The sequence below is a fragment of the Streptomyces sp. NPDC052721 genome, assembly GCF_040678315.1.
Classification (GTDB): Bacteria; Actinomycetota; Actinomycetes; order Streptomycetales; family Streptomycetaceae; genus Streptomyces.
The window spans coordinates 97,222-117,266 of the sequence record NZ_JBFATL010000025.1; the positions used below are offsets into that span (position 1 = coordinate 97,222).

Here is a 20,045-nt window from a genome sequence, read left to right on the forward strand (position 1 = left end):
TCATCCTCAGGGGGCGTACGGTCGCCGGCGCGGTCGGCCGGCGGGTCAGAGAAGGAGGACGGGTTTGACGGCCTCACCCGAGGCAGCGGCCCGGGCGGCGTCGTTGATCCGGTCGAACGGGAACGTGGTGACCAAACGCTCGACGGGAAGCTGACCGGCCGCGTGCAGTGCGGCAACGGCCGGGATGAACACGTGGGGCACACCCCCGCCCTCGACGATTCCCACGATCCGCTTGCTGCTGTTGACGATGTCCGCGACGTCGACTGCCGCCTCGCGCCCGAAAGGGGCACCCACGATGCCGATGACGCCGCCGATGGCCGCGGCGTCGATGGCCTGCCGGAACACCAGTACATTGCCACTGCTCTCCAGCACATAACCAGCTCCACCGCCGGTGAGCTTCCGGATGGCCGCTACCGGGTCGGTGGTCCGGGCATCGATGGTGTCGGTGGCCCCCAGTTCGGCGGCCAGGTCCAGCCGACCGGGGTGCACGTCGACGGCGATGACGTGCGCGGCCTGGGTGAGCCGGGCCGCCATGACGGCTGCGAGTCCCACCGCACCGGCCCCGAACACCGCGACCGAACCGCCGGGCGCCGGCCGAAGGACGTTCAGCACCGCGCCCGCGCCGGTCTGGATGCCGCAGCCGAGCGGTGCGAGCGTGGCCAGCGGCGCCTCGTCGGGGAGTTTCACCGCATTCCGCTCGATGACCAGCGCGTGGGTGGCGAAGGACGACTGCCCGAAGAAGTGCGCGTGCAGCGGTGTGTCCCCGAGCCACAGGGTCGGGCTGCCGTCCGAACGTGCGCCGGCGGCGAAGTCGAGCGACAGGAAGTCCGCGCACTGGCTGGGCAGACCGGAGCGGCAGCTCGCGCAGACGCCGCAGGAGGCGAACGTGAGCACCACCTTGTCACCGGGGAGCAGGGAGGTGACGCCCGCTCCGGCCGCCTCCACCACCCCGGCTCCCTCGTGCCCCAGTACGGCCGGATGCGGGGACGGGGTCTTCCCCTCCCGGGCGGCGATGTCGGCATGGCAGATGCCGACCGCCTCGACGCGTACCAGCACCTCTCCGGCGCGTGGGTCATCGAGGAGTACGTCCATGGTCTCGAAGTCGGCCCCCGGCTCGGGTACGACGGCGGCTCTGATCTGCTTCGGCATGACGACTCCTTCGGTGTTCCCGGGGCGGCCACCCAGACTTATTAGTCATATATCTGACCGTCAATATTGTGACCATAAACTGAGTGGGTGGCTCGCCGAGCCGCGACCCGACACACTCAGGAGATCACCATGAGCACAGCGCCGCTCGCCGAGACCGACCAGCTCACCGGCGTCTGGCAGATAGACCCGGCCCATTCCGAGGTGAGCTTCACCGTGCGCCACCTCATGGCCCGTGTGCGTGGCAGCTACGCGTCCTTCGGCGGGACCATCAGCGTCGGGGACGATCCGGCACGGTCCAGCGTCCGGGCGGACATCGACACCACGTCGGTCGACACACGCAATGCCGAGCGGGACAAGCACCTGCGCAGCGCCGACTACTTCGACACCGACACCCACCCGACGGCACACTTCGAGTCCGCGACCGTACGGGATCAGGAAGACGGGCGACACAGCGTCGAGGGGTTCATGACCGTCAAGGGCGAGACCCGCCCGGTCACTCTGAACCTGGTGTTCCTCGGCATCGCCGAGGACCCGTGGGGTGGCACACGAGCCGGATTCCGGGCGTCCACCCGGATCAGCCGCTCCGACTTCGGCGTCACGGGCAATGTGCCCTTCCCGGCGGGCGCCCGCTGATAGGGGACAGCGTCGACATCGAACTCGAGATCGAGGCGGTCAGGCAGCAGTAGTCCCGCACCCGGCCGGAAGGGGCGCGGACGAGGAGGTGTCCGCGCCCTGATCGGGCCCAGTGTGTCCGGACTGCGGGGCCGGCATGCAGTGAACCGTGGGCCCCAGCACCCCGTGGGGGCTCCTCCAGCGGGTGGTGGTGAAGGTGGTGGAGTCGATGGCGGCACCCCGGCGGTGCCGGACGGCGTCCTCAGCGGCAACGCGGGCGGCCACCTGCCGCACCGCCTCGACGCTGCGCGGCGCCCGGACGACCCACGTCTGGGTGCCGCGTACTTCCTCGTCGCCCACTATGCGCACGGTCGGCGCGGTGACGTTCCACAAGGTCATGACGGTGACTTCTCCTGTTCGGCGCTTTGACGAACCGTTTCTCGTACGGCGGGTACCACCTCGCGGGCGAAGCGTCCGATCTGATCGACCGTGGCCTGCTCCGGCCAGAAGAAAAAGCTCCGGAACGGCTGCTCGGTCGCCAGGCGGGCCAGTAGAGCGGCCCACTCCTCCGCGGTCGCGCGGACAGGGGCCTTGCCCGCCCTGGCCGCGGCGTCGCCGGGCCGGTCGGTGATGGTGCCGACGAGTTGAGCGATCCGGAGCACGCCTTGAGGGTTCCTGCCGGAGGCGCGGGCCGCGTCGTCGATCAGCGCGTTGGACTCGGCCCACTTCTCGTACGGAAGGTAGCTGGGGATGGGCGCGGCCCATCCGTCTGCCAGCCGACCCGTCAGCTCCAGGGAGCGGGGCCCCTGGGCGCCGATCCAGATGCCGATCGGATGGGCTGGAGCGGGCCCGCTGCGCAGTCCGGGGATGGTGTAGCGGCGGCCCTCGAACGTGACCGGCTCGGGTGCGGACCGCCACAGTGCCCTCAGGACCTGGACGGCCTCTTCCAGTTGGGCCAGGGCCTCGGCCGGGCCGAGCCGGGGCGTCATTCCCATCTGGGTGATGGCGGACCAGTAGCCGCCGCCACCGATACCCAGTTCGAAGCGGCCCGCGGAGAGCAGGTCGAGCGAAGCGGCCGTCTTGGCGAGCATCGAAGGATGTCGCAGCGGCAGATTGGCCACGTCCGGGAAGAAGCGCAGCCGCTGGGTGCCCTCCAGCAGCATGGCGATGAGGGTGAAGGTGTCCACGAGCTCGGGGCTGTAGGGATGGTCCTGGACGCCGACGAGGTCCAGTCCCTCCTCCTCGGCCGCGCGGACCAGGTCGCGGTGTCCCGCGATGTCGGTGGTGGGGTTGAGCGAGAAACCGAACTGGAGGTCACGCATGGCTGTCCTCGGCGTGTGGTGCGAATGACGGTGACGGACCGCTCAGCCAGCGGCGCAGGACGCGGGAGAGCGCGGGCAGCAGGACATAGGTCATGGCGGCGCTGAAGAAGAGCGCGATCAGCGCGTTGCGCACGGCCGGCGGAAGGCCACCTGTGTACGGCACGAGGAAAACGTCGGCGAGGAGTGAGAGGGGATACACGGCGGCCGCTGCGACGAGAGTGAGTTTCCAGCGGGGCGGCGCGGCTCGGTCCGGCAGAGCGAACAGGTCCTCCATGCCAGACAGATGCCGGACGCGGACCAGCTCGTGCAGCTCTTTGCCATGGTGGAGGCAGCGTTCGTTGTGCGGTGAGCTCTCCCAGGCGTGCAGGGAGGCCTGGTCGGCGAACCGGTAGACAAGGTGCCAGCGGTCGTCTGCGGCTGCCGGGTGCAGGACGCCGCCGCCGAGATATCCGGGGAATCCAGCGGCTTCGGCCAGGATGCCGTGTGCCCACGACTGGAACTCCTCCCCCTTGCCGGGTAGGACGCGGCGTTCGACCAGCACGGTGACGGGGTGGGCATGCCTCTGCTCGGAGGTGGGGCGGTCGATGCTCATGGGCGGTTTCCTGCGATGGCTCGGGGGGCGGGGCGGCCGGGATCAGAGACCCTGAGCGATCCCGGCACGGGATCAGGCGGCCGGGATCCGGCCGAACCGTCCGGACTGGAAGTCGTCGAACGCCTGCATGAGTTCGCTGCGCGTGTTCATGACGAAGGGGCCGTTCCAGGCGACCGGCTGACGGATCGGCAGACCGCCGAGGATCACCACGTCAAGCCCCGGGGACCTGCTCTCCTGTTTCTCATCGGCCGCGACGCCGATCACGTCGCCCGGGCCGAAGACGGCGAGCTGACCGGAGTGCACCGGTCGCCGCTCCTCGCCGACGCTGCCCCGGCCCGCCAGAACGTAGGCGAGGGCGTTGAAGTCCGGGCGCCAGGGCAGGGTGAGCAGGGCACCGGGGCTGAGAGTGGCATGGAGCAGGGTGATCGGCGTGTGCGTCGCACCCGGCCCGTGCCTGCCCGCCAGCTCACCGGCGATCAGCCGGACCAGGGCGCCGCCGTCGTCACTGGCGAGGAGCTCCAGCTGGGAACCCCGGATGTCCTGGTAGCGGGGCGCGGACATCTTGCGGTCGCGGGGCAGGTTGACCCACAGCTGGAAGCCGTGGAACAGGCCGCCGCTCATCACCAGATGTTCGGGGGGCGTTTCGATGTGCAGCATGCCGGAGCCGGCCGTCATCCACTGGGTGTCCCCATTGGTGATGACACCGCCGCCTCCGTTGGAATCGCGGTGCTGCATGATGCCGTCGATCATGTAGGTGACGGTCTCGAACCCCCGGTGGGGGTGCCACGGGGTTCCTTTGGGCTCGCCGGGGCTGTACTCCACCTCGCCCATCTGATCCATCATCAGGAACGGGTCGAGGTGGCGCAGATCGATCCCCGCGAGTGCCCGGCGTACCGGGAATCCTTCGCCTTCGAAGCCCTGGGGGGCGTCGGTCACGGCGAGGACAGGGCGTTGTCGGGCGGCTTCACCCGGGCTCGGGATGCGTGGCAGGGCGAGGGTCGATTCGACGGTTACGGCGGGCATGGTCCTTCTTCCTTCTCCTTCACGCGCCGGATTGCGCTGTGCGCTGCACCGAGTGAGGTGAGTGACGTGGGTGCGGGGCTGGGGCCGGGTGCCGGGCGTGCGGGGGACACGACCCGGCACCCGGGGAGCTCCCGCGGCGCGGTTACGGGGGCAGCGCCCCGCGGGAGCGGCTCGGCGGCTGGACGGGTCAGCCGTTCTTGGAGTAAGCGGCGGACAGCTGACCGACCAGCGTGGCGAACGGCATGTCCAGCGCCCCGTAGAGCTCGTAGGCCTTCGGGTCGGAGTTGTCGGCGAGGATCTCGACCATGGTCGTCGCGTAGTCGGTGACGATGACACCCGCCTGCTGCATCCGCAGCAGACCCGCCGTGCGCTTGGTCTCGCTGAAGGTGCCGGAGGCGTCGATGGCCGCGTACGCGTCGTAGCCGGCGGCCGTGGCGGAGATCGCCGGGAAGGCGAGGCAGACCTCGATGGAGATGCCCGCGATGATCAGCTTCTTGCGGCCGGTGGCCTCCACGGCCTGACGGACGCGCGGCTCGTCCCAGGCGTTGACGGTGCCGCGGTCGATCACCTCCAGATCCGCGGGAAGGACCTCGGCCAGCTCCGGTACGAGCGGGCCCCACATGCCGTCCGCCATGGTGGTGGTGACCACGGTGGGGATGTCGAGCACCTGCGCGGCCTTCGCCAGCGCGGCCACATTGTGCTTGAGCGTGGCGACGTCGATGTCGCGCACTCCGGTGAACAAGCCGATCTGGTGATCGACGAGAAGGAGGGCGGTGTTGTCGCGGGTCAGCGGCTCGAGGAAGCGGCTGGCTCCCGGAAGGTTCTCGGTCATTGGGCGTCTCCTGCGTCAGGGGGCGGTCACCCGCCCACCACTTTCGTACGAAATTTGATAGTCAATAACAGTGACCAATGGCAGTCTATTCCCACCCCGGCGGGACAGGCAAGATCACGCCACAAGAGGGCCCTGGAGTCACCCGCAACCCACCCGGCAGCCCTGAAGGGTGCGGGCACCCGAGGTGGGGGCCAGAGCCCGGGGGTGAGCCTGCCTCGCCAGACAGAGGGGGATTCGGTCAAGATAATTGACTATCAAAATCAGTTATTATCTTCCGCGACTTCCCCCTCCCGCTCGGAGACGCCATGCAGCCCTCGAAGGACGCGCCGCCGTACAGTCCCGACACGACCAGGACGCGGAGGCCACTGAGCGCCGCCTGGCGCAGCGCAGTCACCAGCTCGGCCAGGGCGGCGCCCGGGCGGCGGTGCTCGGCGTGAACGATGGGCTGGTCACCAACCTGTGTCTGGTACTCGGACTCGCGGGGGCGAGCGCCTCACCCGACGCCGTCCAGCTCGCCGGCCTCGCCAGCCTGGTCGCCGGCGCGTTCTCCATGGCGGCCGGGGAGTGGATATCGGTCCTCACCCAGGTTGAGCTCACCCGTGGCGTGCTGGCGGCGATACGTGAGCTTCTGAGCCAGAGCCCGAGCAGCGTGGAACGGCGCCTGCGGGAGGAGTTCGTCCGCAACGGGTACCGGCGCGAGACCGCCGCGCGTGCGGCGAGCGATGTCCTCGGCCACCAGGAAGGTCGGCTGCGGGTGGCCTCCCGCGTGCTGCTGGGCATCAATCCTGATGAACCCGGCAGCCCGACGACCGCAGCTGCCTTCTCGTTGGTGCTGTTCGCACTCGGAGCCGCCGTCCCGCTGCTGCCCTGGTTCCTGTGGCGGGGAGAGGCGGCCGTGTGGGGCTCGACGGTGGCGACCGCGCTGGCGGCCGCGGTCGTCGGCGGCGTGCTGTCCCGCTCCTCGCAGCGCGGCGTGGTGCGAGGAGCGGTGCGTCAGTTGGTGGTACTGACAGCCGCCGCCGGTGTGACATTAACGCTCGGACGGCTGGTCGGCATCTCGCTGGCCTGATCAGTCGGCACCCTTGGTCCGACCAAGCTCAGGAACGCTTGGCGTACACCGTGGCGAGCTGTCCGACCAGAACCGCGAACGGCATGTCGACCGCCGCATACAGATCGGGTGCCAGCGGCGAGGCGATGTCCTCGAGCATCTCGACGGCAGCGGTGGCATAGTCGGGGTTCTGGCTCAGGTTTTGTGGTCCGTTACGGTGGGTTACCGGCTGAAGGTCTCATTCGGGTAGGGTTCACAGCGAACCGAGGAACTCGTTGACAGCTGCGGCGAACTCGTCTGGGACGGTCTCGTGGACGGTGTGTCCGGCGGGAAGCTCCATGAGCTGAGTATGGGGGCGCCGCGTCGCCATGTCCTTCGCGTGCTCCGCGCTGAGCACTGTGCTCCGGCTGCCGCGGACAAGCAAGGCTGGGCAGTCGCTGGAAATCCAGTCGTTCCAGTGGTCCCCATTGAGCTCTCGCTGCGGGGCATTCATATCCTTCGGGTCGAAGGCAAGGCCCCAGCCATCGGGATACTCACGGACGGCGCCTATGAGGTATCGCGCCGAGGTGCCGAATCCTTCCAACAGTTCGGCCCGGGTCGGTGCCCGGTGCGGCCATGCCAGGCTGAAGGACAAGTCGTCATCGACCTCGGCGCCAATGTCCTCGACGATGAGTGCGTCCACAAGTCCGGGGAACCGGGACGCGAGCTGGTAGGCGTTGACGCCGCCCAGGGAGTGGCCGAGTACGGCCGCCTGGTGGATCCCCAGATGTTGCAGCACCGTCGCTGCGTCCTCGACGTAGCCGGTGCGGGAGAAATCGGGAGACCTGTCGGAGAGGCCGTGTCCCCGCTGGTCGAGCGCGATGATCCGCCAGGAGTTCCTCAGCTCCCAGGCCAGGGGCGCGAAGGTGCGGCCTTCCCCGAAGTGCCCGTGCAGGGCGAGTAGAGGACGACCCGGACCGCCGAAGTCGAGGAAGGACAGGCGACGCCCGGCCACCGTCACGCACGCGCGCTTCGGCTCGGGCGGGATCGTTGACGTCATGGTCGTCAGTATGCGGGGATCCCATGGTCCAAGGTCACGAAGCGAGCAGTACTCGCTTGCGCAGGAGCTTGAAGCCAGCGCGTCCGTACATCTGCCGCTTGATCATTTTGATGCGGTTGACATGGCCTTCCACGACGCCTGAGCTCCAGGGCAGGGTCAGGCCGGCAGTGACGGCCGCGAGGTCACGTTCGAGGCCGCTGATGAAGGTGTGCATGCTGGGCAGGTCGTCGGCCCGGACCGCCGCGATCCACTCGGGGAGCCGTTCTCCCCGGAGCTGGGTGAGTATCTGCCCGAAGGAACGGACGTGCCTGGCGAGAGCGTCCAACTCGGGGCAGTGGGCCAGGACGGACTTCAGCTTCAGTCGCTCCTTCTCCGCAAGGGCGTCCGGGTGGGTCAGGATCCACCCGGCCACAGTCCTGGGCGATGGCGGCCGACCATTCGGCACGGCGTCCCGAAAGGGACGAAGGTACGCACGGACTGCCCCGTATCCGCCGGGGTATCCGTGGCTCTGAATCTCCTTCCAGAGGGTCCAGGCGTTCGTGCAGCCCTCGGCCCACCGCTCGTGCAAGTACGGCTTGAAGTCGTCGAGCTTCGTCCTGCGGTTCTGCCACTGGCCTTGGAAGAGGTCTTCCGGGCTTGGCGCGTCGGCCAGGCGCTGCACGGTTCGGTAGGTCATCCGGAGTTCGCGGGCGACCGCCCGACGGCTGTGACCTTCGCCGAGCATTCCGTGGATGAAGGCGTGTTTCTCGCGGGTTCGGTCGGCGAAACGGTGTCCAGTCGGCCACGGGGACGCGCCAGCTTCGGGCACCGGTGGCGTGGTGACGTTCTCGGAGCCGGGCACCGTGAATGGAGCTCGCAGGCTGGATCGATGGCGCGATACGCATCGCTCGGCGGCCTCCCCGAGGTTGCGCCAGAGATGGAAACGGTCTGCGACCTGCACCGCGGTGGGAGCCCCGGTGCTGGCGGCTTCGGCGAAGAAGGGGGCGCGATCACGACAGACCACCTCAACCCCAGGACACTCAGCAAGCCAGGCGGCGACAGTGGCTGCCTCACGGTCGGGCAGGAGGTCCACGGGCCTGCGGGTTTCAACGTCGACCAGCACGGTCCCGTAGATACGGCCCTTGCGCATCGCGTACTCATCGATACCCACCACCCGCGGGGCCGGCGGCTGAGGGTCAGGCATCGCATCGACCAGCCGAAGCACCGTACTGCGGCTGACGGAGACGCCGAAGACGTCGGCAAGACGGGCGCCGGCTCGGCCGGCCAAAGCAAGACCCACTTCGGCCAAGGCCGCCCGCAGCCGCTCAGTTCGCTGGGCATGTCTGCGGGTCAATCCCGGGACTTGTTCAACGAAGGTTCTTCTGCGTCAACGTGCAACCTTTCGGCCCCACTACTGGTCTCCTGTTCGGTGGACCCCATGCATCACTCGGGAGACTTTCGGTGAACGACGTGGGGCCCCCGAGAACCAGCGGCCACGCGCCCCGTTCGCCCGCCGATTGAGCCACCTGCCTGCGCGATCACAAGGAGCCCCGACACTCATGCCCGTCCGCACAACGGCTACGCTCGCCACCTTCGTGGTAGCGGGCCTCATCCCCCTCGCTCTGCCCACCGCGGCGGCGAGCGCCGCGCCCGCGCGGCACGGCGACGACTTCAACGGCGACGGGTACCGCGACTACGCGTACTCGAGCTTCAGCGCAAGAGGGGGCGGCGGTGTCACCGTGGTCTTCGGCACTGCCACCGGGCCCGGCCCCAAGCAGCAGCGCATCACTCAGGCGAGCCCTGGCGTGCCCGGATCCGACGAGGCCGACGACATGTTCGGCGAGGTGCGGGCCGCCGCGGATTTCGACGGCGACGGTTACGGCGACCTCGCGGTGGCAGCGACCGGCGAGAACCATTTTCAGGGCGCCGTGACGATTCTTTGGGGGTCCCCCTCCGGCCTGTCCACGGGTACGGCCCTGCCGAACAAGAACCCGGGTCGCAACAACTACATGGGCAAGGACCTGGCGACCGGCGACTTCAACGGGGACGGCAAGCAGGACCTGGCCGTCATCAACGAGTCCATGACCTACGTCTACCGCGGCCCCTTCAAGCGCACCGGTACCACCGGTACCGTGACCAAGCTCGACAAGACGTCGTCCTTCTACGCCACCGCGCTGATCTCCGGCAAGGTCAACGGCGACAAGAAAACCGACCTCGCGATCATCGGTGACGTGGTCAGCCCCGAATACATCGCGTCCGACGTCTGGTTCATCAAGGGAGGCGCGAGCTCACTCACCCCGGGCAAGAGCCTCCGCCTGGAGTCGGAATCCGGCAACGGCGGCAGCTCCGAACGCGGCGGCGACGGTGTCATCGCCGACTTCAACAAGGACGGCTACGGCGACATCGCCGTCGGCACACCCCTCTACTCGAAGCACAAAGGCCGAGTCAGCGTCTGGTACGGCTCGTCCGCCGGCCCCTCCCGGAGCACCCGCCTCACCCAGTCGACCAGTGGCGTCACCGGATCTCCCGAGAACCGGGACGAATTCGGCTCATCCATTTCAGCGGGTGACGTCAACGGCGACGGCTACGCGGATCTCGCAGTCGGCGTGCCGGGCGAGGAGATCGATGACCACGACTACGCGGGCGGCGTGCACATCTTCAAGGGGCGGCCGGGCGGCCTGACCGGTGCCGGCTCACAGTGGTTCGCCCGCAACACCCGAGGAGTCCCGGGTGCGTTGACGGCCGACGAGCAGTTCGGTGGCCTGGTACGGCTGCGCGACACGGACGGTGACGGAACGGCCGACCTGTACGTGAGCGGTGCCGGCGCTCTGCGGCTGCCCGGTTCAGCCGGCGGCATCACCACCGCGGGCGCGACGGAATACCACGCGGCACCCATCGACAGCTTCCTGCAGTGACGTGGCGTAGCTGACTCGTGTGCGCATCAGCTTACTTACTTTAGGTCTTGACGAAAGTGGTCCGCGCCTCGAAAGTAATGGACGCCCGAGGTTCAGGAGTCGACCACACCCCCGCGTGTCCCGCTCATCGCTCCCGAGGTGAGTCCCGCCCGGGGCGCAACCCCTCGCGAAAAACCACGCCCGCCATGGCCCGACCCCGCCCCGCAGCCGTTCTCTCCGCCCTCCTGCCCGCCACCCGCAGGACGGCGGCGAGCCCGCCCCCCTCACCCCTCGACCAAGGGGGGAACTCCACCATGCCGACGCCCAGCCGTGCATGCTCGTCCACCAAACGGCTCAAGTCCTGGAGCACGTTCCTCCTCGGCGCCCTCGGCGCGATGACGCTCGTCGTCGCCGTCCCGGCGAGCGCCCACGCCGACGTCCTGCAGTTGCTGCCGCAGAACGCCGACGGTCTGGAGCAGACCTTCTCGCCCGCCTACGACTACGACGGTGACGGGTGCTACGCCACCGCCGCCATCGGAGCCGACGGCACCATCAACCCCGGCCTGCCGCTCGGCGGCGACGTCAACGGGCACTGCCACGACTACGCCCAACTGGTCAACGTCAACACCTACTCACGCGAGAAGTGCAACAACGGCTGGTGCGCGGTGATGTACGCCAGCTACTTCGAGAAGGACCAGGCGACGCTCGGCCCGGCGGCCATTGGGCACAGGCACGACTGGGAGCACGTCGTGGTGTGGATCATCAACAACGAGGTCCAGTACGTCTCGGTGTCCCAGCACTCCGGCTACCAGGTGGCCGACCGCACCACCGTCCGCTTCGACGGCACACACCCGAAGATCGTCTACCACAAGGACGGACTGTCCACCCACGACTTCCGGTTCGCCAACAGCAACGACGAGCCTCCGGAGAACGTGACCGGCGGCTGGTTCTTCCCCCGGCTGGTGGGCTGGAACGGCTACCCGGCCGGTTACCGCGACAAGCTGCTGAGCGCCGACTTCGGGGAGGCGACCATCAAGATCAAGGACGGCGACTTCGAGTACGCGCTGGCGCATTCCATGCCGTCGGGCATCCCCTTCGATCCCAACGGCTGACGGCCCCTGCCCCCTCCGGTAGCCGGTGGTGCCCCACAGTCGTCGGGTGCCGCCGGCCCCGCGATGTCCGTACACGCGGCGCGAGCCGCAGTGGCGAGGTGTGTGCGGCGGAGCGATGACCGGACGCCCGCTATGCGAAGGCGGTTGAGCATACGCGGGACTTTTCATGGTGCTGTGGACTGGGTGCTCACGAGACTTGTCATACCGTCAGCTGTCCAATTATGTTCGGTCACCGTGCTCGCATCCCCGCTGATCAGCGTCATAGTCGCCGCGCACGACCTCCAGGGACAACTTGGGGTCTGCCTGAAATCGATCCTGGACCAGTCCTTCCAGGACGTGGAGGTCGTCGCGGTCCTGGACCAGTCTGCCCACTGCCCCGCGGACTTGGTGGACGACTATGCCCGGCGCGATGGGCGGCTCTCGGTCGTACGGCTGACGGGTGTCGCCGGCATCGGCCGGATACGCAACGCGGGGGCCGAGCGCGCCGCCGGTGACTACCTGCTGTTTCTGGACAGCGATCACATCGTCCGGGGCGAAACGCTGCAGGCGATGGCCGACCGGCTGCGAGCGGCGGGCGAGCCGGATGTTCTTCTCTTCGGGCACACCCGCCTCCACCGCAGCCGCTCGTGGCCCGGTGCCGCGGCCGGCCTGCTGGCCCAGCAGGGAAGTGAACCCTTCGCCCCGCTCGACCGGCCCGAGTTCTTCGGTGCTCCCGCCTACTCCTGGGACCGTCTCGTCCGCCGCGAGCTGTGGACCGGGCAGCAACTCGCCTTCCCCGACGGTCTCCACGAGGAGGTCACAGTCGTCCACCGGGCCATGCTCGCCGCCGACCGGATCGCCGTCCTGAAATGGAACTGCGTGCAGATCCGCCGCCGGCACACCCAGCACCCCGCAGGCTCACCCGGCGGCACCCACTTCGACGTCTTCGGCCGGTACGAAGAGAGCTTCGGCCTGCTCGGCGAGCGCGGAGCCCTGGACGTGGTGGCTCCCGCTCTCTTCACCCGCATGATTCGCCACTATCTCTTCCTGCTCAACCTCGAGGGATGTCTCTCCCGCTCCGAGCGCCCGCGGTTCTTCGAACGCGCCAGCGAGCACTACCGGCGCTACCTCCCCGACGGCTACGACCACCCCGAAGGCCGAGAGGGTGTCAAGTTCCAACTCATGGCGAGCGGCAGATACAGCGCCCTGGAGGCCGCCAGTCTCCCGCAGCGGGCACGGGGTCTGGTCTCCCGGGGCGCCGCCCTCCGCGGACGGTGATCAGGCCGGAGGAAGCGGCGGGCTGCGGACCTGCCGGGCCGTGACGTGACCGCCGCCCGGTTCCGGCACCGGCGCGTGGGGTACGTCACCCACTGACAACAGCCCTGGGGTGCGACCGGCGCCCGTCCGGCATACACCGGGAGTGTGCTGTCTCCTCCCGTCCAGCCGATGCTCGCCGAGGCCCGCCCCGGGCTCCCGCCCGAGCGGGCGCTGCCGGGCGGGCTGGCCTTCGAGCAGAAACCCGACGGCTACCGCGCGGTGCTCTTCGCGGGGCCCGGTCGCGCGTACCTGCAGTCCAGGAACGGCGCCGACCTCAGCAGTGCTTTCCCTGAGATCACGGCTGCCGGCCGGGCCCTGCACGCACCCTTGGTCCTCGATGGCGAGCTGGTCGTCGCCACGGAGGGCCGTCTCGACTTCGGCCGCCTTCAGGCCCGGGCCCGTCGTCGCGGCGCCGCTGCCCGTCAGGCCGCCCGGACCGCGCCGGAGCACCTGATCGTGTTCGACGTCCTCGACACGGCCGACGGCCCGCTCCTTAACGAGCCCTACCGAGCGCGGCGCGTGCTGCTGGAGGAGCTGTTCGCCGAGGAGGTGCTGGCCGCGCCGTTCGTGCTGTGCCCGGCCACCACCGACCGGGCGACCGCCGAGGACTGGCTCGACCCGGCATGGGGTGCGGCCGGCATCGAGGGCGTCGTCGTGAAAGGCCTGGCCCAGAAGTACCAGCCGGGCCGCCGGGGCTGGATCAAGGTACGTGCCCGGGCCAGCGCGGAAGCGGTCGTCGCCTCGGTGACGGGCCGGGTGGCCGCCCCGTCGACGCTCCTGCTGGGCCGCTACGACGAGTCGGGCCGTCTGCGGTTCATCGCGCGAACGGCGCCCTTGTCGGCGACGGCCCGGCGGGAGGTCGGCGGCCTGCTGTATCCGGGCGGCGCGGATCATCCCTGGCAGCACCGCGGCTTCTTGGCCGGGTGGGGCACCCGCGAGGTGATCGACCACCGGCCGGTCGTGCCCGACGTGGTGGTCGAGTTCGCCGGGGACACCGCGGTGGACGAGGGCCGCTACCGGCATCCCGTCCGCTTCCTGCGCGTACGCGACGACCTGCGCCCCGCGCAGCTGCCACCCGCAGGCACCTAGGCCGTGTATCGAAAGTGGATCTTGGGTCGCGAATGATCACAGTTCATGGGGCGGGGAGATCTCACGGACGAGCAGTGGGCGGTGCTGGAGCCTTTGTGACACCGGTAGCGTGACCGTACGCTTCGAGCCCGAGTACCACCGGTTCGTCGACCTGCCCAACAAGTGACCCGGCAACGCCCCTGAACGGCCTTCTCCCAGCCGACCACCCGGCGAAACGGAAACTCCCCCGCCGGGCCGGGTGATTGGCCCGCACAAGCCCGTACGAGATCCCTCAACCGAGGACTGGAGACCATGCCCGAGCGCAACCTTGAGTTCGGCGTGTTCGGTGCCCGCGGCATCAAGGGCCACGAGGCCGCCGCCCGGCAGCTCGACGCGCTTGCCGGTTTCATCGCCACGCCGATCACGGTCCGGCGCGGTTTGCTGGCCCGCCTGCACTACCTCACCCGCACCGACCGTGCCCGCGCCGCTGCCCGCGGGGCGGGCCTGACGGTCACCGACCGCACCCTGAGGGCCTGGCTCGAGGGGCGGCGGAATCCGTCCCGGCAGAACCTGGCCCGCATCGAGGCCGCCTACCGCGCGGTGCGCCGGCGCAACGTGGCCCGCAGCCTGCTGGCCCGCCTCAACCGTGCCGGCCGCGGGACCCGGGTGGAGTTCCACCCGCTCAACCAGTCCCAGGTTCCCCGCCCCAGGCAGCGGGCACTGAGCTACCGCCTGCTCAACGTCCGGCACTGGGACCGGATAGTCGCCGGATGGGCGGCCGGTGACGACGCGGCCCTGGACGACGCCTGGGTGAGCGACGCAACCGTGGATCTCGGCTCGGAGTGGGGCCAGTACGAGTACGTCACCAACATCGGCTTCGCCGTCTGACCCGGGGGCGTAAACGCTCCTGGGAAGGCCGTCGGGCGGACGGTATGCCGCTTCGAGCCAGGCCGTGAGCACGAGCGTGCGGGAACCGAACCGGACCGTCTGTTGCCCGTCCTGCGACGCGCCGGACTCGTCCTGCCCGACGGGTCGACGCCCTTCGAGCACGGGTACGACGTTCCGGACGCCATGCTGCGGGTACTGGCTGTGGTTGAAGCGGAGTTCAGTGTGGACCTGCCCCGCCGGGTCGTGCTTGAGGACGCACTCACCACAGCTGTGTTGCAGGTGTAGCCGCAGGGCCGCACAACGCTCGCGCCATGCTCGCCTGCTCCCGGAACCCGGCCGCCGCATCCGCGCCACGCCGCCCTCCCGCTTCCTTCCAGCCACCCGCGGCAGTCCCCATGCCGACCCCCGCCATGACCCCGCCCGCGCCCGACACGGGCGATAGCCACCGCCAGGAGCAAGGCGAGCGGCGGCGCTCCGGCGTCCGACTGCCGTGGTGCGCTCTGGACGCCTCGACAACGCGAAGCCAGCGCCCAGCTGTGACTGGCCAAGCCGCGTTCTCAGAGCTCGCCCACCGGTTCATGGGCGGGTACTTCCCCGGGGCCGCGCCGTCTGCGGTCGCCGGAGAGCGCGACGATCCGGTGGCCTGGTACCGCGATCGCCGGGTGGCCGCCGGTGGGGGAGAACCCGACGTGTCCGGTGTCGGGATCGAAAAAGGTCACCGTGCCGTACAGGCGGTGCAGCGCTGTGTCCGGCCGCCTCCCCCACTCGACGTCCACCCACAGCGGCCAGTCCCCCAGCCAGTGGATGGGCACCTCAGCCAGTTCCGCAGCAGCGGCGCCGGGGTGATCGTCGTCCGGCACCCAGGTATACGCCCCTACGACCAGATCGTTGTACCGCTCGATCGAGCCCGTCCCGCCCCGCCCCGCCCGCACTGCGGGCCGCGTGTCCCTGCACGCCGCCCGCGCCTTCGTCACCAAAGACGTGGGCTGCGCACAGGCGCCATCGCGCTCGGCATCCACCTCAAGGTAGGGGTAGGCGCCGCGCAGCAGCGACAGCACGTCCTGCTCCTCAGGCCCCCGGCGCCCGGGTCCGGCCCCACAACGATGCGCCCGTGATGATCCCGGGTGTGCTCGGCGGCATGCTGGGCGGCGAAGCGGGGGACGGCCAGCACTACCGCGTGATCGGGTTCCCACCCGTAGCCGCTGCGGCGTGCGTCGAACGGCACTGTGGGTCCGTGCTGCTCGTACTGGGCCAGATAGGCCAACTCGGCATCCTGCGGCCGAACCAGCGGCCAGCCGGTCACCAGCAGCAGCTTCCGACCCGCGACAGGATCACCACTGACGGCCGTGTGCAGAGCCTGCTCCAACCTGTCGCAGCACTCCATCACATACCGCTGCCACCGGTGCTGGAACTCTGCATCCGCCCACTGCGCGGGCGAGGAGAACCCATCAGCCGGCACCGCAGCGGGCTCCGGCAGCACAGTCACATCACGCACCCGCGCGTCCCCCCAGCGAGCCTCCAGTGCCTGCATGGCCGTCCATCGAACGGCTCCGCCGCCCACCGGGAGCGGTCCACCACCGCGGCCGCCAACCGCAGCCCTGCCTGGTGCACCTGCCCGTCAGCGGCCACCGCATCGCACGCCCCGCTGACCGACGTGGCCTCGCGGGCTGCGGGAGCTGCCGCCCGCCAAGCAACCAGTGCCGCCTCCGACCGCTCCAGCACCCCGTCCCACGCCCGGAGCAACTGCCGTGCGCCCGCACCGAAGCCGGAATCAGCCGTCCACGGCTCAAGCCGCGCCCGCACCGCCGCATCACGATGCCGGGCCGCTTCCCACAACACCTGGGCATAGCCGTCCCACGACCTACCCCCGCCGCCCGCTCTTGCAGTTTGCGTACCTGGTTATCGGCCGCGGCCACCTCGGCCGCCGCCAGCCACAGTGCCTCCCCGCCCGGCGCCACCACCACCAGCGGCGCACAATGCCGGCACAGCTGGTCCACGACATCAAGAAGCACCAGCGCAGTACCAGTCAGACGCCCTGCGTACCGGCAGTGGCTGCGCCAACTTGAACCGGTCGCGGGAAGTGGAAGGACGACCACCGCAGTGCGTTCGGTCCGCGCGGCAGCGGGGTCTGGGTACGTCTGGCCTGGCACGACTTCCACCTGGCGGATGGCTCGACGTGCTCGCTGGGGGAGGTCGGCGACGGCTGGTGGGACTACGGTGCGGACGTCGGTGAGACAACCACCGCCTTCCTGTCCGCCGCCGGGGTCCGGACCGCCTGGCGCGAGGGCCGGGAAGCGCACCGCCGGCCCGCACCGTCGACCCCGATCCCGGACCTGGAACTACCGCGCCCCAGTCAGGGCGTACGGCACCGAGCTGGTCCGCGACGCCCCTGAGCGCGTCCAGAGCCTGCCTGCTCACCTGAAGCGGTCACTGACCTGGGACCAAGGCAGTGAGATGGGTCGCCACCGCGAGTCCACCGTCGCTACGGACATCCCGGGCTACTTCTGCGACCCGGCCAGCTCCTGGCAGCGCGGCTCGAAAGCCGACCTCTCCACATCGTGGACCGCAGGCCGGTGGCTCTACTCGGCGGTGCGGGCCTTGTTAGAAGGGCGTTTGGTCTGCTGGAAGATATCTCCTCCGAACCCGTCCCAACCGACGGTCATGGTCTTCGACGACAGCGCGTAGACCCGCCCTACAGTCCGATCAGTATTGCCGTCATCGCATTTGAGTCTGAGGACCCACAGTCCGTCCTCTTTGGAGGCTCTGCCTCGACAGTGGTGTCCGCTGAACAATTCGACTTTCCGGTCATCGATGAGGAGTCGGGCGAAGCTGCCGCGGTCGAGATGGACCCAATTGCCGTCGAGTGGCGGCTCGGCTCGGCCATTGGTGTCACGAGTGCCGGTCGTGTCGGACAGGCTGTCCGGGTTTGCCGCCGCCGTCGACGTAGGCTTCGAAGAGGGCTTCGGCTCACCGGGCTTCGTGCCACCGCATCCGGACAGGACGACGACTGCCGTCAGGGTCATCCCGGCGACCTTGTGTGCTCGCTTGATCACGTCATCCTCTCGAGGGTCGGCAGCCCGAAATCGCGGGACGCTGCAGGACGGCAGCGGATTATAGCTTTCGGGGGATCCTATGACCATGTTGTTGGCAGGCTTACGCTGCATCGTCGTCCTGCGGCTCGGCCCGCTGTGTCCCGTCCCCGCGGGGTGGGCCTGCGACCGGCCGCCCGCGCCGAGTTGCTGCTTGTCGTGCGCCCCGTGCGCCGTCCCGGTTCGTGCCGTAGGTTCCTGGCCGCGTGCCGTCGTGCGGTGTGCGCTGCATGACCTGTATCCCGTCTGCCCGCCGGCAGAGGGGGCGTTGTGGTGAGCGGTACTGGTGTGAGGCGGTCACATCGACGCCGGAGGGCGGGACCAGGGGCTGCTCGTGGCCGCGATCCGGCGCTGGTCGGCGGTGCGTGGCTTCCCGGCTCGCCTCGTCGATCATCCAGGGTCATGGCGTGCTGGTCGCTGGGCTGGGCGATGAGGATCTGCGGGTTGTTCGCGTCGGTCCAGTCGATGTCGTAGCGACGCTGCTCGGTCATGGTGTCCTCATCTCCTCGTCGGTGCGGTCGGTGCGGTCGGTGCGGTCGGTGCGGTCAGTGCTGTCGTCCTGCATGACGGCGCGCAGGGCCTTCAGCCAGGGGCGCCCGTCGTCCGTACCGCGCGTTCCGGCTCCGCGCGGTTGCCGTACGTCTCCGCGTTCCCCGGTGCTCCGCCGGATCGGCCGTCCCTGCCTCGATCCCGTACGGCCCTGCGGATCGCCCGCTGCCCGCTCCCCAGCTCATCGCCGCCTTCGGGCGCGGGCCGCGGGCCCCCGTCGTCCGGCCGCTTCCCCGCCCGCTGCGCCTTCGCCGCGCCCCCGGCTTCGCTCCGCTCGTCGCCCACAAGCATGGCCGACGGCCAACCCGCACGTGATGGTCACCAAAGGAGCGAAGGCCGGGCGGAGCCCAGCCGCAACTGCCCATCTCTCCTAGCCCTCCCCGATAACCAGCGTCCCCCCTGGGCAACCGACCTGAGCGTGCAGTCGATAGCCTTCATCTGCCACGGACAGCTGAGCAGGTGAGGGGAACCTGCGAGGAGGTCAGGCGAGCAGCGCACAGCCGACGATGGCTTCCAACTGCGAAAGGAGACCTGGCGTGAGATCGTCCAGACCGCGGTCTTGGTCCGGCACCACGATCGTGGCTCCAGGCCCCACGGTGACCTCGCAAGTGCGAGCAGGCAAGAACTCCAGCAGCCAGAACTTGATCTTCGACACCTGTTCTTCACTGAGCTCAAGGGTGTCGTCCTGCGCGATGAGTCGGATCACCCCGACACGGTAGAACGACAGGGTGGCACCCAGTCGAGAGACTGCTGCACCTTCATGTCAAGACACTCTCGGCTCTCATCCTGCGCACGGAGCACCACCTGCCACACCGGCAGCCGCATGGAAACGCCGTCTTCGGACTCCGCGAGACGGACCGGCGTGAACGAACGCGGCATCAGCTGCTGGAACTTCTGTCCTGAGGCCGACCGCTGCCGGGGAAGCGGCGTTGAGGCCGCACTGTCTGCCCTGCTGGGCTGTACGGCCAACGGCTCCCCCTGCCGCCGCCGCCCGCGCGGTCCCCTCGCAAGGTCCTGTCGCCTGCGGGTTGTGGGAGGGGCTGTTGAGGTGTCGCCGCTGGTGGCTGAACAGACGTGGTCACCCGGGATCCCACCGACGACCGGGTTGCTCATGGAGAGGTGGGATTAGATCGGGGAGTAGGACAACACTGGCAAGGTCGTCTGCAGACCTGGTCGACGGAAGCCGACTTCTCAGGGAGGATCCCGTCAGCATTGACCCATGACGCTGAGGAGCCCTCTGTGATCACGCAAGGAGTACAGGTCACAGGCCGATGCAGCGCCTGCGGAGGCACGACTACCTGCGATGTCGGTCAGTTCTTTGACCGTGGCATGCTCCGCTGAGGCGTCGAAGGACGGTGCGCTGACTGCCCGAATGGGTGGTGCGAGCAAGACAGCGGCCCCGTCACACCCGAGGACATTCGACAAGCCCTGCTGGAAGCGCATGGACCCGCGAGGCTTCCCCTGTCTGGAGACGTGCCGAGCGTCGTTCCTATGCTGCAGGCCCTCCGCAGTGCGCGAGACCTGTCCCTGAGTGAAGCACGCGCCCAGGCCGC

Annotated in this window: 18 protein-coding genes and 2 pseudogenes; 9 read left to right on the forward strand and 11 right to left on the reverse strand. The window is 69.2% G+C overall.

What is annotated here, in order from left to right:
• Positions 1-45 precede the first annotated feature (45 nt).
• A complete protein-coding gene (locus AB0L21_RS23595; RefSeq protein ID WP_365786178.1) occupies positions 46-1,149 on the reverse strand; it encodes an NAD(P)-dependent alcohol dehydrogenase in 1,104 nt (367 codons plus the stop codon).
• A gap of 129 nt (positions 1,150-1,278) precedes the next feature.
• Between AB0L21_RS23595 and AB0L21_RS23600 the strand changes: the two genes are divergently transcribed.
• The gene (locus AB0L21_RS23600) at positions 1,279-1,782 is read left to right on the forward strand and encodes a YceI family protein (protein ID WP_365786180.1); all 504 of its coding nucleotides are present in this window, start codon (positions 1,279-1,281) and stop codon (positions 1,780-1,782) included.
• 39 nt (positions 1,783-1,821) lie between these two features.
• Here the strand turns inward: AB0L21_RS23600 and AB0L21_RS23605 are convergent, their stop codons facing one another.
• The 5 genes from AB0L21_RS23605 to AB0L21_RS23625 all read right to left on the reverse strand — a co-directional run bounded on the left by AB0L21_RS23605 (position 1,822) and on the right by AB0L21_RS23625 (position 5,530).
• Entirely contained in the window at positions 1,822-2,160 is a 339-nt protein-coding gene (locus tag AB0L21_RS23605; RefSeq protein ID WP_365786182.1) for a hypothetical protein, read from the reverse strand.
• A complete protein-coding gene (locus tag AB0L21_RS23610; protein ID WP_365710488.1) occupies positions 2,157-3,083 on the reverse strand; it encodes an LLM class flavin-dependent oxidoreductase in 927 nt (308 codons plus the stop codon). The genes AB0L21_RS23605 and AB0L21_RS23610 overlap by 4 nt, the downstream gene beginning before the upstream one ends.
• Positions 3,076-3,675: an antibiotic biosynthesis monooxygenase gene (locus tag AB0L21_RS23615; RefSeq protein WP_365710490.1), complete on the reverse strand. Its 600-nt coding sequence runs from the start codon at positions 3,673-3,675 to the stop codon at positions 3,076-3,078. The genes AB0L21_RS23610 and AB0L21_RS23615 overlap by 8 nt, the downstream gene beginning before the upstream one ends.
• A gap of 72 nt (positions 3,676-3,747) precedes the next feature.
• Positions 3,748-4,698 carry a pirin family protein gene (locus AB0L21_RS23620; protein WP_365786184.1) on the reverse strand — a complete coding sequence of 317 codons (951 nt, stop codon included), beginning with the start codon at positions 4,696-4,698 and terminating at the stop codon, positions 3,748-3,750.
• 187 nt (positions 4,699-4,885) lie between these two features.
• Complete coding sequence (locus tag AB0L21_RS23625) at positions 4,886-5,530, reverse strand: isochorismatase family protein (protein ID WP_365710494.1); 645 nt, start codon at positions 5,528-5,530, stop codon at positions 4,886-4,888.
• A gap of 424 nt (positions 5,531-5,954) precedes the next feature.
• On the opposite strand from AB0L21_RS23625, the gene AB0L21_RS23630 reads away from it, so the two are divergent.
• On the forward strand, positions 5,955-6,599 hold the full coding sequence (locus AB0L21_RS23630; RefSeq protein WP_365710496.1) for a VIT1/CCC1 transporter family protein: 645 nt from the start codon (positions 5,955-5,957) through the stop codon (positions 6,597-6,599).
• Between the two features lie 232 nt (positions 6,600-6,831).
• On the opposite strand, the gene AB0L21_RS23635 is transcribed toward AB0L21_RS23630, so the two are convergent.
• Together AB0L21_RS23635 and AB0L21_RS23640 are read right to left on the reverse strand one after the other, a co-directional pair.
• On the reverse strand, positions 6,832-7,617 hold the full coding sequence (locus AB0L21_RS23635) for an alpha/beta hydrolase (protein ID WP_365710498.1): 786 nt from the start codon (positions 7,615-7,617) through the stop codon (positions 6,832-6,834).
• Positions 7,618-7,651: 34 nt separating this feature from the next.
• Positions 7,652-8,896: a transposase gene (locus tag AB0L21_RS23640; protein ID WP_365786225.1), complete on the reverse strand. Its 1,245-nt coding sequence runs from the start codon at positions 8,894-8,896 to the stop codon at positions 7,652-7,654.
• Positions 8,897-9,155: 259 nt separating this feature from the next.
• Here AB0L21_RS23640 and AB0L21_RS23645 point away from each other — a divergent pair, with 259 nt between their 5' ends.
• The 6 genes and pseudogenes from AB0L21_RS23645 to AB0L21_RS23670 form a co-directional block, all read left to right on the forward strand.
• On the forward strand, positions 9,156-10,511 hold the full coding sequence (locus AB0L21_RS23645) for an FG-GAP-like repeat-containing protein (protein WP_365786186.1): 1,356 nt from the start codon (positions 9,156-9,158) through the stop codon (positions 10,509-10,511).
• A gap of 293 nt (positions 10,512-10,804) precedes the next feature.
• Positions 10,805-11,602, forward strand: coding sequence for an NPP1 family protein (locus AB0L21_RS23650; protein ID WP_365786188.1), 798 nt, complete (start codon positions 10,805-10,807; stop codon positions 11,600-11,602).
• Positions 11,603-11,836: 234 nt separating this feature from the next.
• Entirely contained in the window at positions 11,837-12,859 is a 1,023-nt protein-coding gene (locus AB0L21_RS23655) for a glycosyltransferase family 2 protein (protein WP_365786190.1), read from the forward strand.
• Positions 12,860-13,003: 144 nt separating this feature from the next.
• Positions 13,004-13,987: an ATP-dependent DNA ligase gene (locus AB0L21_RS23660; protein WP_365786192.1), complete on the forward strand. Its 984-nt coding sequence runs from the start codon at positions 13,004-13,006 to the stop codon at positions 13,985-13,987.
• A gap of 291 nt (positions 13,988-14,278) precedes the next feature.
• The gene (locus AB0L21_RS23665) at positions 14,279-14,854 is read left to right on the forward strand and encodes a transcriptional regulator (protein WP_365786194.1); all 576 of its coding nucleotides are present in this window, start codon (positions 14,279-14,281) and stop codon (positions 14,852-14,854) included.
• 45 nt (positions 14,855-14,899) lie between these two features.
• Positions 14,900-15,139 (forward strand): annotated as a pseudogene (locus tag AB0L21_RS23670) (hypothetical protein); the annotation flags it as partial.
• Between the two features lie 272 nt (positions 15,140-15,411).
• Here AB0L21_RS23670 and AB0L21_RS23675 read toward each other — a convergent pair.
• Positions 15,412-15,912 carry a hypothetical protein gene (locus AB0L21_RS23675; protein ID WP_365786196.1) on the reverse strand — a complete coding sequence of 167 codons (501 nt, stop codon included), beginning with the start codon at positions 15,910-15,912 and terminating at the stop codon, positions 15,412-15,414.
• 1,342 nt (positions 15,913-17,254) lie between these two features.
• Between AB0L21_RS23675 and AB0L21_RS23680 the strand changes: the two are divergent.
• Positions 17,255-17,392: pseudogene (locus AB0L21_RS23680) on the forward strand (IS30 family transposase); the annotation flags it as partial.
• Between the two features lie 41 nt (positions 17,393-17,433).
• Here AB0L21_RS23680 and AB0L21_RS23685 read toward each other — a convergent pair.
• Both AB0L21_RS23685 and AB0L21_RS23690 read right to left on the reverse strand, forming a co-directional pair.
• Entirely contained in the window at positions 17,434-17,907 is a 474-nt protein-coding gene (locus AB0L21_RS23685) for a hypothetical protein (protein WP_365786227.1), read from the reverse strand.
• 1,066 nt (positions 17,908-18,973) lie between these two features.
• Positions 18,974-19,198: a hypothetical protein gene (locus AB0L21_RS23690; protein WP_365786198.1), complete on the reverse strand. Its 225-nt coding sequence runs from the start codon at positions 19,196-19,198 to the stop codon at positions 18,974-18,976.
• Between the last annotated feature and the right edge of the window lie 847 nt (positions 19,199-20,045).